This is a genomic window from Bartonella sp. 220B, assembly GCF_026930205.1.
Lineage (GTDB): Bacteria > Pseudomonadota > Alphaproteobacteria > Rhizobiales > Rhizobiaceae > Bartonella.
In genome coordinates, this window is the sequence record NZ_JANHOI010000004.1 from 102,914 (window position 1) to 116,654 (window position 13,741).

Sequence of the window (13,741 nt, forward strand, 5' to 3'; positions counted from 1 at the left end):
CTTGAATAAAAGAGCTTTTTCTAAAAGCATCCCTTTTCACGATATTCAGTAATCGCTTTCCGAGCAAGAGCATCTGCCCGCTCATTCTCTGGATGCCCTGCATGCCCTTTTATCCAATGCCACCTAATAGTATGGTGAGAACAGACGTCTTCAAGAGCCTGCCATAATTCCATATTTTTTACAGGATTTTTTGACGCCGTACGCCAATTATTTTTCTTCCAACCTTCAAGCCACATTGAAATACCATTGCGTACATAAACTGAATCCGTATAAAGATCGACTAAACAGGGTTCTTTAAGCGCTTTCAATGCATGAATTGCTGCCATTAATTCCATTTGATTGTTGGTCGTATGCTCTTTTCCACCATAAAGTTCACGTTCATGACCATTCCAGCGTAAAATTGCTCCCCATCCTCCTACTCCAGGATTACCAGAGCAAGCCCCATCTGTGTAAATTTCAACAACTTTGGATTGATTTAACATAGAATTCAAAAACCCACTTCACTCAATGAATCTACATTGCTGAAAAAACAAAGCTTATGCCAATATTCCCATGGATCTTTCTTAACAACAAAGCTATCTGGCGGTGTATTGAACCAATCATAAAGACGTGTGAGTAAAAAACGTAAAGAAGCACCACGGGCCAATAAAATAATTGCCTTTATTTCTAAAGGTATCAATGGCCTTATTTTTTGATAATTTTCCAATAACTTTCGTGCTTTGGTAAGATTATAGGAGTAATCTTGCTCAAAACACCAAGCATTTAAACAGATAGCTAAATCATAAGCTAAAAAATCATTGCACGCAAAATAGAAGTCTATAATACCAGAAAGACGATGATTCAGAAAAAACACATTATCATTAAATAAATCAGCATGAATAACACCTGTTGGTAAATTTGACGGCCAATTTTCCTGTAAAAAAGATAGTTCCATACTAATTTTTTGCTCAAATTCTTTTAACAACTTATCTTTGCTTTTTTTGCACTGTTCCCATAATAATTTCCAATCCATAATAGAAAGAGTATTTTTACGACTAAGGGTAAAACTCTGTCCTACTAAATGCAATTGTGCTAAACTCGTTCCTACCTCGCCACAATGACATATATTGGGGTGACGAATCCACATTCCTTCTAGAAATGTAATAATAGCAGCAGGGCGTCCTGCTAATTCACCAATCGTTGTCCCATTATTTTGTACGACAGGTTGTGGGCAAGGAATTCCGCGCTCCCTTAAATGCTGCATAAGATTACAAAAAAAGGGCAAATCATCTTTTGAAATACGTTTTTCATAAAGCGTTAAAATAAATCTCCCTTCTGTTGTATACAACATAAAATTAGAATTTTCGATCCCCTCCGCTATGCCTCGATAGGATAAAAGTGAACCTATCGAATAACGTGTTAAAAATGCCTTCAAATCATTTGGATGAATATCTGTATAAACTGCCATTATTTTGCTTTCGTTAGAGGCATACCCTGATTTTCATTTTGCAGCATCTCAGTTCGACCACTGAAAAAAGCCGTATCTTGAGGGGTTAAAGTGACATCACGTAATTCGCGACTCACTAAAAATGTTTCTGTTTCCACCACTGTTTCAGCCAATTCTATTGTAACATCATAACGTTCACGAAAAGCTGAAACAATTTCTTCAATAATAATTTCAGGAGCAGAAGCTCCTGCTGAAAGGCTTACAACAGAAAGAGCTCCTAGACTATCAAAATCAATTTCATCAACCCTCTGAACTAAAACAGCCCGCTGCGCACCAAACCTTTCAGCCACTTCTACCAAACGTCGCGAATTAGAAGAATTTGGTGCTCCAACAATTAAAAATAAATCGCTTCCCAGTGCCGCTGCCTTAACAGCATCTTGCCGATTCGTGGTAGCATAACAAATCGATTCAGCAGCCGGAGCTTCTAATGTAGGAAAACGCTGTTGCAACACATCAAGAATCTCTGCTGTATCTTCAACAGAAAGTGTTGTTTGCGTCACAAATCCTAATTTATTTGGATCATAAGGTTGATAATATAAAGCATCCTCAATCGTTTCAATTAATGTCACATCCCCTTTTTCAAGCTGCCCCATTGTTCCTATTACCTCAGGATGACCAGCATGACCAATTAATATAACATGACGACCATGTCGTTTATGTCGTATCGCTTGCTTATGCACTTTAGAAACTAACGGACATGTTGCATCGAGATAAAACAAATTATAGCGACGTGCTTCTTCTGGTACAGACTTTGGCACACCGTGGGCAGAAAATACAACAGGTTGATTGTGGTGTTTTTCTGGAATCTCATCAAGTTCTTCCACAAAAACAGCCCCCCGCTTTTGCAATCCTTCAACGACATAGCGGTTGTGTACAATTTCATGGCGAACATACACTGGAGCACCATATTTTTTTAATGCAAGAAGAACAATCTGAATAGCACGATCAACCCCTGCACAAAATCCACGTGGACCACAAAGACGCATTGTTAAAGGAGGACGTAGAGACATAAACCATCCTTAATATCTATAACTCTTACTACAATTTTAAACGAACTCTTGTTATGCATGACACAAACTGTGTCAAGAAAAACACTGCAAAACACCATCTTTCCCCGTAAAAACGCCCAATATATGGCACTTTCTTATCGTATTTTGTTAGGCAAAGCTGTTTTTTAAATTCGCTGGTTCATTTCACTATGCTAGAAAATACCAAACTAAGGTTTCAACCAAAAGGGTTCCAAAAAGAGCTAGCAAGTAAAATAACGAAAAGAAAAACGTTTTTTTTGCCATTACAAGAGTCGCATTATATGTGTTAGTTTTCCACAAACGATAAGCAAAATAAATAAAAATAACGCTCAAAATTGATGAAAAAATACCATAAAAAATTCCTGCAAAACCAGTAATATAAGGACCAACAGCACATATGGACATAAGAACAGTATAAAACAAGATCTGTTTTTTTGTTGAATATTCGCCTCGTACATTAGGCATCATAGGAATACCTGCTGCATCATAATCAAGAGATGAAAATAAAGAAAGAGACCAAAAATGTGGTGGCGTCCACATAAAAATGATTAAAAATAATAAAAAACTCTCAATACTCACTGTACCCGTCGTCACAGCCCATCCAATCATTGGTGGGAAAGCTCCAGATGCACCGCCAATAACAATATTCTGTGGCGTTATACGCTTTAGCCAAATTGTATAGATAACGACATAAAAGAAAATTGTAAAGGCAAGGAAAAATGCTGCAAACCAATTAATGAAGCTCCCCATAAGAAACACAGAAAGCACAGAAAGAACCATACCAAAAATAAATGCCTTCTGAGAGCTGATCTTACCAGTGGGAATGGGGCGATTTTTGGTACGTTCCATCACCGCATCAATATCAGCATCATACCACATATTAAGTGCTCCTGCACCACCACCTCCTAGAGCAATACACAAAATTGCTAAAAAACCATAAAATGGATTAATAGGAGCTGGTGACACCACAAGTCCAACCAAAGCTGTGAATACAACAAGTGACATAACCCGTGGTTTTAAGAGCGTGATATAATCACCAATACCAGATTTTGGCGGAATTGGTTTATCACTTGCAGCTGATAATTCCTTTGAAACAAACATCCACTCAAAGACCTTTTCTATTTCTGTCATTCACAAACAAATACTGCTTAGCATATGGGAATGACAAATTAAGAGACAGTGTTCTGAAAACATATAAATACCTCTTCTTTCATCCCAAAAACAGAGGAAAATGTTTGCAACAAAAATACATTTTTTCAACACATATTATTTCTTAAATAACAAGCATACTTTATACATCATACCAAACATCATAAAGCAACGCTAAAAAGCCTCTCTCGTATGACATATTTTATCTTGTGCATATAGATTAATATATTTGGGGAGATAATAGTTTTGTGTTACAATTCTAACTTGAGAATTCATTTTTTATACAGAGCTATGTAGTATAGTGTAGGGATGATGCGGTGAGGGTTTTCTGTGGTACTTCATAAATTGCTAAAAAAAACTTTCTTTGTTGGTGTTTTTCTTTGTGCACTCACTAATATTTCTACTCATCATGCCCTTGCACAAACCTCTCATGTACAAAGTGTCCCCACCCCACAAACCTACGGTGCATGGACAAAAATTTGTTCTCTCCCACCAGGTACACCTAACATGCAATGTGAAGTTGTCCAAAATGTACACACACAAAATCGTCATGATATTACTCTGCGCGTTACATTTTATAAACTTCCTAAAGATCAAGGCGCTTTGATGCGTGTTTTTGTCCCAATCCGCGTGGAATTACGTCCTGGTGTTGGTCTCAAAATTGACGATAAAAATATGGGAAGAGTGGAATATCGCCGATGCCTTGGTGATAATTGTGTTGCTGAAGCTGTCCTTAAAAAAGACATATTACAGCTCTTTTTAAAAGGTAAAATGGCAACCTACTTTATTTTTACAACTCCTGAGCAAGCCGTTGGAGGAATCATTGACCTCAAAGGGCTGAGTGATGCTTATGCAACACTACCAACTTAACAACTTTATGCGTATTGAATCATTAAAACCTCATAACGCACTCTACAGCTTCTAAAAAAGATAACTGGAAGTTTCCCAATTCTTCATGAAAATAGGATAACCACTATGAAATCACTGATTGACCATTTTGATATTGCTTCATCTAAAGTGCAATCACTTGTACAAGAAACACTTCATCATGCTGATGATGGTGAGCTTTACCTTGAGTATACAGAAAGTGAAACGCTTTTATTTGATAATGGACAGCTTAAAAATGGCTCATTTCATCAAGATATGGGATTTGGTCTGCGCGTTGTTGCTGGAGAAGCTACTGGATATGCGCATTCTAGTGAATTAACCGCTGCTGCACTCAAATGTGCTAGTGAAGCGGCTAAAGCTGTTACCTATAATAATCATACAGGACCTTATAGTGTAGCACCTCAACAGACAAACAAAAGACTCTATCACCCCCTTAATCCTCTTGACACTCCATCATTTGAAGACAAAAGTATGCTTTTGCAAAAAATTGATGCCTATTTACGTGCAAAAAATGATAAGTTGCACCAAGTGACTGTTTCTCTTTCCGGTTCTCTCCAGCATATTGAAATTTTACGTGCAGATGGTCATTTGATTCGTGATATTCGCCCTCTTGTACGACTCTCTATATCTGTAGTTGCTGCTGAAGGCAATCGGCGTGAAAATGGCTTCTATGGATGTGGTGGACGCCAAGCGTTTAGCCAGTTTATTCATGAAGAAAACTGGAAAAAGGCTGCTGATGAAGCCTTGCGTATGGCTCTCATAAACTTAGAAGCAGAAGCAGCACCAGCAGGAACATTTGATGTTGTTCTCGCTAATGGATGGCCCGGTGTTATGCTCCATGAAGCCGTAGGACATGGTTTGGAAGGCGACTTTAATCGCAAAAAAACCTCCGTTTTTGCGGGACTTTTGGGTCAACAAGTTGCTGCAAAAGGTGTGACAGTTGTTGATGATGGTACAATTCCTCAGTGTCGTGGCTCACTCACTGTCGATGATGAAGGAACCCCATCAGGATATAACGTTCTTATTGAAGATGGAAAGCTTATCGGTTTTATGCAAGACAGACTAAATGCTCGTCTTATGGGTGTTCATCCAACCGGTAATGGACGGCGTGAATCTTACGCATATGCGCCAATACCGCGGATGACCAATACTATAATGCTAGGAGGCGATAAAACACCTGAAGAAATTCTATCTTCATTGAAAAACGGTATCTATGCTGTTTCATTTGGTGGAGGACAAGTCGATATTACTTCTGGAAAATTCGTCTTTGAATGCACTGAAGCTTACAGAGTAGAAAATGGTAAAATTGTAGCACCTATTAAAGGTGCAACCCTTATCGGAAACGGACCAGATGCTATGAAACATATTACCATGATTGGCAATGATAGCAAACTTGATAATGGTATCGGTATGTGCGGGAAAGCTGGGCAAAACGTTCCTGTTGGTGTCGGGCAACCTCATTTGCGAATCAATAATATGACAATTGGTGGAACAGCACTTTCATAAAATATATCCAATCAACTCATTTAACATTTTCAATAAGATTCAAAAAGACTCTTCACTTGAGGCTAAAGTTTCCAACTTGCTTTTGCTTTGCGTTTGCTCAAAAGTGCAACAACTTCAACATGAGGTGACCATAAAAATTGATCAATTGGTATGATTTTTTCTATTGTATAACCACCTTCTACAAGAAGGGATAAATCACGCGCAAATGTAATAGGATTGCATGAAATAGCCACTACACGAGGTACTGTTGCCTTTGCCAATTCACGGACTTGTTGTTCTGCACCAGCGCGTGGAGGATCAAACACAACGTACTCAAAACATTCAAGTTCCTTCACAGAAAGTGGACGGCGGAAAAGATCACGTTTTTCACAAGTTACTGTTTTTAAATCGGTTGCAAAACGTGCTGCGGAATCTAAATTTGCTAATGCTCGCTCATCATTTTCTACTGCATGGACGTTCATCTTTTTAGCCATGCGTAATGTGAATGTTCCTACCCCAGAAAATAAATCAAGAGCATTTTTTGCTTTTTTAAAATGAGTCAAAATAATATCACCGATCATATTTTCTGCTTCAAAAGTTGCTTGGAGAAATCTACCAGTCGGAAATACAACACTGACGTCTCCGAAATATATCAATGGTTTTTCTTGTTCAACCAAAACTTCACCTTCAACAGACAGACGCGTAATCCCACAAGAAAGAGCTATACGTACCATTTTCTGACGAATTGACTCATTGTGTACAACACAACCACTTAAAGCAACATCAAAACCATTTTCAACAAGTGTGATTGTGATATGAAATCGTTTAGCATAACCGCTTAAACAAGCACAAAGGATCCTGATATCAGCTAGCTTAGATATAAGCTCTGGTCGGCTTACCGGACATTCCTCAAGAGCTATAATCTCATGAGAGAATTGACGATTAAAACCGACTCTCAAACCTTGTGATGTCATGGATGCTGTTAGAGTCATCCGCCGCCGGCTATAAGGCTTACATTCGATTAAAGGAGAAACAACAACATCAAGCTCATATTCTTTAAGTGCATCAACAACCAGTTGTCGTTTCCATTCGCGATAAACATCAGGATGCCAATGCTGAAGTGCACATCCCCCACATTCTCCAAAATGCTGGCAAAGAGCATCAATGCGTTCCGATGATTTTTCCTTTAATGCTCTGAGTGTAGCATATTTTCCATGAACGGTGATTTCAGCACACTCTCCTGGTAAAGTAAAAGGAACATAAACCAAACCATGTAATGTTTTGACGACACCATGACCATTCATCCCCATATGGTCTATTATGATATTGCCATTCACTCTTGTTTTTCTCCAAACAACAAATATTCTAAATTACCATCACCACCTGCAATAGGTGAAGGAAGCAAACCTTTTGCACTCCACCCTCTTTGCATGTTTAACCAATCAAAAAGTCTTTCAGCACTTTCTTTCGCCATTAATGGATTTTTTAATATTCCACCCTTGCCAAGAGCTTCTCGACCAACCTCAAATTGAGGCTTTACTAATAACATGGCTTGTGCTCCCTTCTTAGCTAAAGACAAAACAGGAGGTAATGCAAGTTTAAGAGAAATAAAGCTGACATCTGAAACGATGAGATCAATTTCTCGTCCGCCTAAATGTTCTTGTTTTAAATCTCTGACATTTAAACCTTCTAATAAGGTTATTGCCCTGTTGTTCAATAAACGTGCATCCAATTGATGGTGGCCAACATCAACCGCAATAACATGAGCTGCTCCACGTTCTAAGAGAACTTGTGTAAAACCACCTGTTGATGCACCAATATCAATGGCGGTCACTTGATCTGTTATAATTGGAAAAGCATCAAGTGCACAAATCAATTTTAACGCTGCACGTGAAACATAACTCTGTGCTGGATCACAAACGACAATCTCTGCGTCATCAGAAATAATTTGTCCAGCTTTTAAAATTGCTTTGCCATCAACTTTGACGGTTTGACGCATAATAGCATCACGCGCTCGTGAGCGTGTTATAAAAAAGTTTTTTTCAACTAAAAGAACATCAAGCCTTTTCCCAACAATCATCTCATACTCAAAATTTCTGCACTGTCCGAATCTTGCATCCTAAAGCAGTAAAAACTGTATTAACAATACCAACAGAATCAAGTCCTACACGAGAAAGAACTTTCTCTGGTGAACCATGGTTTAAATATTCATCAGGAAGTTTTAATGTGCGAACTTTTAAACCATGCTCTAAAAGCCCTTCTTGCGCTAAAAACTGTAATAAGTGCGCTCCAAATCCGCCTATTGCACCTTCTTCAATTGTTACTAATACTTCATGCTCACGTGCCAAACGACGCATTAAATCTTTATCCAAAGGCTTTGCAAACCGTGCATCTGCAACCGTCGTAGACAACCCTTCCGCAACCAACACATCAGCAGCTTTTAACACTTCTGACATCCGTGTTCCAAAACACACTAAAGCTATCCTATTGCCTTCACGTAGAACACGCCCTTTTCCAATCTCTAACAACTCACCACGCTGCGGTAAATTCATACCAACACCTTCACCACGCGGGTAACGAAAAGAAAGTGGTCCCTCATCATAAGCTGCAGCAGTACGCACCATATGCATCAACTCGATTTCATCAGACGGAGCCATAACAACAAATTCAGGAAGAGTGGACAAAAAAACAATATCAAAACTACCAGCATGCGTAGCGCCATCTGCCCCCACAAAACCTGCTCGATCAATCGCAAAACGCACAGGTAATTTTTGAATCGATACATCATGGATAATCTGATCATAAGCGCGCTGTAAAAAAGTAGAATAAATCGCGACAAAAGGCTTATACCCCTCACAAGCAATGCCAGCAGCAAAAGTGACCGCATGCTGTTCAGCAATGCCAACATCAAACATTCTTTCAGGAAACTTTTCAGCAAAAGCATCAAGTCCTGTCCCCGTCGGCATTGCTGCTGTTATACTCACAATCTTATCATCATGACCAGCTTCTTCTATTAAAGCCTTAGAAAACACCTTAGTATAAGAAAGAACATTGCTTTGCGCTTTAACCTGTTTACCTGTTACAATATCAAAACGATTAACACCGTGATATTTATCAGATGACGCTTCTGCAGGCGCATATCCCTTTCCTTTATGCGTCACCACATGTACCAAAACCGGCCCATGAGGATATTCACGAACATTTTTCAAAACAGGCAATAAATGCTTTAAATTGTGTCCATCTATTGGCCCAACGTAATAAAAACCAAGCTCTTCAAATAAAGTCCCCCCAACTAAAAAACCACGTGCAAATTCTTCTGAAAGACGTGCTTTATCTAAAAAGAACTTGGGCAATTTTTTGCCTAGTGCCTTGATCCGTTCACGCAAACTACGGTAAGCAGGACGAGAAACCAATCGTGCAAGATGAGCGCTCATAGCGCCTGTAGGTGGTGCAATAGACATATCATTATCATTCAGAACAACAATCAAACGCGCATTCAAAGCACCAGCATTATTCATCGCTTCATAAGCCATACCAGCAGACATAGCTCCATCACCAATTACAGCAATAATATTCCGCTTGTCCTCTGCTTTTAAAGCACTAGCCACCGCCATACCAAGACCAGCTGAAATGGAAGTAGAAGAATGACCGGCACCAAATGCATCATACACACTTTCTGAACGCTTCGTAAAACCTGATAACCCACCCTCTTGGCGCAATGTGCGAATTCGATCTCTACGCCCTGTTAAAATTTTATGCGGATAAGCTTGATGACCAACATCCCAAATAATCCTATCCTCAGGTGTATTAAAAACATAATGCAATGCAACCGTAAGCTCAATAACACCAAGTCCTGCACCAAGATGACCACCTGTTACGGAAACCGCATCAATTGTTTCCGTCCGCAACTCATCGGCTAATTTTACCAAATCAGACTCAGGTAATGCCCGCAAATCATGCGGGACACAAATACGATCAAGCAATGGCGTTAAGACCTGAGACAAAAAAAGCTCCTTAATATTATCGCATCAAGAGAATGAAATAGTAAGAATATGCCTCCTCCCCTCTTCTGTATTTAGCATATTGTTACTGAAAAACGCTCTCTACCGAGACGATTTATGGTTTTTCCCATTCCCTCACTTATTTCATAAAAAAAGAAACTGATAAAATTCCTTCCCTCTAAACTAAGTCACTACTCACCTCTCTTGCAATAAACATCCCAAAATTACTTCACTATTATTCAGAATCAAGAGGCTCTACTCCTTCTGGAGATCCGCCCTCTGAAAGCTGAATTTTCTCAACTTTAGCTTCAGCGACTTTCAAAAGTTTCTCGCAGTGTTTTTTAAGAGATTCACCACGTTCATAAATATCAATTGATTGTTCCAAAGGGATATCCCCGCGTTCCAAATTCTCGACAATCACTTCAAGTTGCTTAAGTGCTTCTTCAAAACTTAAAGCCGTAATATCCCCCTTGTTTATCTCTTGTTTCATACAATCCTCACAAGATGTCTGTTCTAGATATACGAATTCCAAAACCTTCTAAACCTACATAATGGCGCTCTCTAGAAGCATACACAATAACAGAACGAATTCCCAAATGTTTTAAAATTTGTGATCCTAAACCAATTTGACGCCATTCTTCTTCGCGTTTAATGGCCTGCATGTGGTTTTCTGAACCTTCTTTAACCATCTCCTGAATGCCTGTAGCTGATTGTACACCAACAGATCCTTCACGCAAATAAACAAACACTCCACGCTTTTCTCGTTCCATCATACGTTGCATAATAGCCATAATATCTGAAGATTGGCAAAAAACATCATTTATAACGCTTTCACGGTGCAAACGCACAGGAATATCTATACCATCACGGATATCTCCAAAAACAATTGCGACATGCTGAACCGTTTCCCAAGGAAGTTGATAACTTTGAACAATAGCGGGACCTACTGATGTCTCAATATGCATTTCTCCAACATGCCTGATCAACATTTCCTTACGCTGACGATAAGCAATTAAATCTGCAACCGTTATGATATGCAAACGATTATCTTGTGCAAATTTTGTAATCTCATCTCCATGTTTAACGCTTCCATCATCATTGACCAACTCGCCGATAACACCAACTGGCGGCAAACCAACCAATTTACATAAATCAACAGCTGCCTCCGTATGTCCTGAACGCATAAGAACTCCTCCTTCATGCGCTATCAAAGGAAAAATATGTCCTGGACGGACAAAATCATTCGGACCGGCATTTGAATTGGCAAGATTGCGCACTGCTAATGTACGGTCATGTGCTGAAATCCCCGTTGTTATTCCATGTTTAAAATCAACAGTAACAGTAAACTGGGTACGATGTGCTGAATTATTCTCTGGCACCATAGGAACAAGATTAAACCGTTGCGCTTCTTCTTTTGGTAGAGGGGCGCAAATAATACCCGTTGTATGACGAATAATAAATGCCATTTTTTCTTCTGTACAATGGGTAGCAGCAATCGTTAAATCACCTTCATTTTCACGGTCATCATCATCGGTAACTACAACGATTTCACCACGTTCAAAAGCTTGAAGTGCAGAAATAATTTTTTTCTCATCATATGCCATTACTTACCCCTCAAAGCTTCCAACCTGACCGCGATGTCTTAGATAATGGTCCGCAATAGCACAAGCAACCATCGCTTCACCAACAGGAACAGCACGAATCCCAACACAGGGATCATGACGTCCTTTCGTTACAACATTTACATCATGACCATCAACATCAATTGAACGACGAGGTGTTAGAATTGATGAAGTAGGCTTCACAGCAAAACGTGCAATTATTGGCTGCCCATTCGATATTCCACCTAAAATACCGCCTGCATGATTGGATAAAAAGAGTGGCTTTCCATCACTGCCCATCCGCATTTCATCTGCATTTTCTTCGCCTGTCAGGCGCGCTGCTGCAAAACCATCACCTATTTCAACCCCCTTTACTGCATTAATCGACATGAGTAATGAAGCAATGTCTTGATCAAGTTTTGCATAAATAGGTGCTCCTAAACCTGCTGGAACATTTTCTGCAATAATCTCAACAACAGCACCAACAGATGACCCCTCTTTACGTACTTTATCTATATAATCACTAAAAACCTGTACCATCTCTGCATCAGGTGTAAAAAAAGGATTATTACTAACCTCTGACCAGTTCCAACGTTCACGATTAATCGTATGGGGACCAATCGCTATGACAGCTCCCCGTACAATTAAATCAGGAATAATTTTACGTGCGAGCGCACCTGCCGCAACACGTGCTGCCGTCTCACGCGCTGAAGCACGCCCACCACCTCGAAAATCACGAATGCCATATTTAACATCATAAGTATAATCTGCATGACCAGGACGATACTGATGAGCAATCGAGCCATAGTCTTTCGAGCGCTGATCCGTATTTTGAATTAACAAGGAAATTGGAGTCCCTGTTGTCATCAATGTTGTCTCATCATCCTGAATAACAACTCCCGAAAGAACTTCTACTTGGTCTAGCTCTCGCCGCTGCGTCGTATATTTGCTTTGTCCTGGTCGACGCTTATCAAGATAAGTTTGAATCTCCGCAAGCGTAAAAATAATTCCCGGAGGACAACCATCGATAACACACCCAAGAGCAGTACCATGACTTTCACCCCATGTTGTTACACGAAACAAATGACCAAATGTATTATGCGACATAAAAAATGACCCGTTTCTCCGTCAAAATATACGCAACCACAGTCTCTGTTAAGATGTGCAAAACAACCTCTCTTCCAAAATATCATTGGCCGTTTTAAATTCGGTCAAATCACCGCTGTTGAGCCAAACTTTATAACAAAACTTTATTCTTTAACGACGGAAATGTCTGGCGCATCAACAGCTTTCATGCCTATGACATTATAACCTGAATCCACATGATGCACTTCACCCGTAACAGAACGAGACAAATCTGAAAGAAAATAAAGAGCAGAATCACCTACTTCTTCAATTGTCACCGTACGACGTAAAGGAGCGTTATATTCATTCCATTTTAAAATATAACGGAAATCACCAATGCCAGAAGCGGCTAATGTTTTAATTGGACCAGCAGATATAGCATTAACACGAATATGCTGAGGACCTAAATCCACTGCTAGATATTTCACGCTGGCTTCAAGAGCCGCTTTTGCAACTCCCATCACATTATAATTGGGAACAACCTTTTCTGCACCATAATAGCTTAATGTTAAAATTGAACCACCATCTGACATTAATTTTTCTGCACGTTTGGCTAAAGCCGTTAAGGAATAAACAGAAATATTCATGGTCATCATAAAATTTGATTCGCTAATATCAATATAACGACCGCTTAATTCATCTTTATCAGAAAAACCAATAGCATGAACGAGAAAATCGAGTTTGCCCCATTTCTTCTCTATTACTTTAAAGGCTGTATCAATCGATTCACTGTCAGAAACATCGCAATGACCGCAAACAAACCCCTTTACTTCTGCAGCTAAAGGCTCAACACGTTTTTTCATCGCCTCACCTTGATAGGTAAAGGCAAGTTCTGCCCCCGCATTACGCGCCGCTTTAGCTATTCCCCAAGCGATAGAGCGATTATTTGCCAATCCCAAAATTAAACCACGCTTGCCGTACAATAAACCATTACCCTTAGCCATTAGCATTGCCCCATTGTTATTTAAAAATGAATAT

General features: G+C 39.5%; 13 protein-coding genes. 2 read left to right on the top strand and 11 right to left on the bottom strand.

Going from position 1 to position 13,741, the window contains the following annotated elements:
* Positions 1 to 20 precede the first annotated feature (20 nt).
* From rnhA to cyoE, 4 genes are all read right to left on the bottom strand, one after another.
* Positions 21 to 482, bottom strand: coding sequence for a ribonuclease HI (rnhA, locus tag NPX99_RS04280; RefSeq protein WP_269030667.1), 462 nt, complete (start codon positions 480 to 482; stop codon positions 21 to 23).
* 5 nt (positions 483 to 487) lie between these two features.
* The gene (locus NPX99_RS04285; RefSeq protein ID WP_269030668.1) at positions 488 to 1,447 is read right to left on the bottom strand and encodes a homoserine kinase; all 960 of its coding nucleotides are present in this window, start codon (positions 1,445 to 1,447) and stop codon (positions 488 to 490) included.
* Positions 1,447 to 2,496 (bottom strand): 4-hydroxy-3-methylbut-2-enyl diphosphate reductase, encoded by a 1,050-nt coding sequence (gene ispH, locus NPX99_RS04290; RefSeq protein WP_269030669.1) that lies wholly within the window; start codon positions 2,494 to 2,496, stop codon positions 1,447 to 1,449. The genes NPX99_RS04285 and ispH overlap by 1 nt, the downstream gene beginning before the upstream one ends.
* Before the next feature lie 186 nt (positions 2,497 to 2,682).
* Positions 2,683 to 3,615 carry a heme o synthase gene (gene cyoE, locus NPX99_RS04295; protein WP_269030728.1) on the bottom strand — a complete coding sequence of 311 codons (933 nt, stop codon included), beginning with the start codon at positions 3,613 to 3,615 and terminating at the stop codon, positions 2,683 to 2,685.
* 378 nt (positions 3,616 to 3,993) lie between these two features.
* Here cyoE and NPX99_RS04300 point away from each other — a divergent pair, with 378 nt between their 5' ends.
* Both NPX99_RS04300 and tldD read left to right on the top strand, forming a co-directional pair.
* The gene (locus tag NPX99_RS04300; protein WP_269030670.1) at positions 3,994 to 4,533 is read left to right on the top strand and encodes an invasion associated locus B family protein; all 540 of its coding nucleotides are present in this window, start codon (positions 3,994 to 3,996) and stop codon (positions 4,531 to 4,533) included.
* A gap of 105 nt (positions 4,534 to 4,638) precedes the next feature.
* Positions 4,639 to 6,057 (top strand): metalloprotease TldD, encoded by a 1,419-nt coding sequence (gene tldD / locus NPX99_RS04305; RefSeq protein WP_269030671.1) that lies wholly within the window; start codon positions 4,639 to 4,641, stop codon positions 6,055 to 6,057.
* A gap of 62 nt (positions 6,058 to 6,119) precedes the next feature.
* On the opposite strand, the gene NPX99_RS04310 is transcribed toward tldD, so the two are convergent.
* The 7 genes from NPX99_RS04310 to fabI all read right to left on the bottom strand — a co-directional run bounded on the left by NPX99_RS04310 (position 6,120) and on the right by fabI (position 13,707).
* Positions 6,120 to 7,373, bottom strand: a complete 1,254-nt coding sequence (locus NPX99_RS04310; RefSeq protein ID WP_269030672.1) for a class I SAM-dependent RNA methyltransferase — start codon at positions 7,371 to 7,373, stop codon at positions 6,120 to 6,122.
* Positions 7,370 to 8,116, bottom strand: coding sequence for a TlyA family RNA methyltransferase (locus NPX99_RS04315; RefSeq protein ID WP_269030673.1), 747 nt, complete (start codon positions 8,114 to 8,116; stop codon positions 7,370 to 7,372). The genes NPX99_RS04310 and NPX99_RS04315 overlap by 4 nt, the downstream gene beginning before the upstream one ends.
* A gap of 7 nt (positions 8,117 to 8,123) precedes the next feature.
* The gene (gene dxs / locus NPX99_RS04320; protein ID WP_269030674.1) at positions 8,124 to 10,040 is read right to left on the bottom strand and encodes a 1-deoxy-D-xylulose-5-phosphate synthase; all 1,917 of its coding nucleotides are present in this window, start codon (positions 10,038 to 10,040) and stop codon (positions 8,124 to 8,126) included.
* Between the two features lie 232 nt (positions 10,041 to 10,272).
* Positions 10,273 to 10,527 carry an exodeoxyribonuclease VII small subunit gene (locus NPX99_RS04325; RefSeq protein WP_126602778.1) on the bottom strand — a complete coding sequence of 85 codons (255 nt, stop codon included), beginning with the start codon at positions 10,525 to 10,527 and terminating at the stop codon, positions 10,273 to 10,275.
* Positions 10,528 to 10,534: 7 nt separating this feature from the next.
* The gene (gene ribB / locus NPX99_RS04330) at positions 10,535 to 11,641 is read right to left on the bottom strand and encodes a 3,4-dihydroxy-2-butanone-4-phosphate synthase (protein ID WP_269030675.1); all 1,107 of its coding nucleotides are present in this window, start codon (positions 11,639 to 11,641) and stop codon (positions 10,535 to 10,537) included.
* 3 nt (positions 11,642 to 11,644) lie between these two features.
* On the bottom strand, positions 11,645 to 12,745 hold the full coding sequence (gene aroC, locus NPX99_RS04335) for a chorismate synthase (RefSeq protein ID WP_269030676.1): 1,101 nt from the start codon (positions 12,743 to 12,745) through the stop codon (positions 11,645 to 11,647).
* Between the two features lie 143 nt (positions 12,746 to 12,888).
* Positions 12,889 to 13,707: an enoyl-ACP reductase FabI gene (gene fabI / locus NPX99_RS04340; RefSeq protein ID WP_269030677.1), complete on the bottom strand. Its 819-nt coding sequence runs from the start codon at positions 13,705 to 13,707 to the stop codon at positions 12,889 to 12,891.
* Positions 13,708 to 13,741 lie beyond the last annotated feature (34 nt).

Coding starts and splice junctions, on each gene's coding strand:
- NPX99_RS04325 (WP_126602778.1), bottom strand. CDS start 10,527: ATGAAACAAGAGATAAACAAGGGGGATATTACGGCTTTAAGTTTTGAA.
- NPX99_RS04315 (WP_269030673.1), bottom strand. CDS start 8,116: ATGATTGTTGGGAAAAGGCTTGATGTTCTTTTAGTTGAAAAAAACTTT.
- cyoE (WP_269030728.1), bottom strand. CDS start 3,615: ATGTTTGTTTCAAAGGAATTATCAGCTGCAAGTGATAAACCAATTCCG.
- ribB (WP_269030675.1), bottom strand. CDS start 11,641: ATGGCATATGATGAGAAAAAAATTATTTCTGCACTTCAAGCTTTTGAA.
- NPX99_RS04285 (WP_269030668.1), bottom strand. CDS start 1,447: ATGGCAGTTTATACAGATATTCATCCAAATGATTTGAAGGCATTTTTA.
- tldD (WP_269030671.1), top strand. CDS start 4,639: ATGAAATCACTGATTGACCATTTTGATATTGCTTCATCTAAAGTGCAA.
- aroC (WP_269030676.1), bottom strand. CDS start 12,745: ATGTCGCATAATACATTTGGTCATTTGTTTCGTGTAACAACATGGGGT.
- ispH (WP_269030669.1), bottom strand. CDS start 2,496: ATGTCTCTACGTCCTCCTTTAACAATGCGTCTTTGTGGTCCACGTGGA.
- fabI (WP_269030677.1), bottom strand. CDS start 13,707: ATGGCTAAGGGTAATGGTTTATTGTACGGCAAGCGTGGTTTAATTTTG.
- rnhA (WP_269030667.1), bottom strand. CDS start 482: ATGTTAAATCAATCCAAAGTTGTTGAAATTTACACAGATGGGGCTTGC.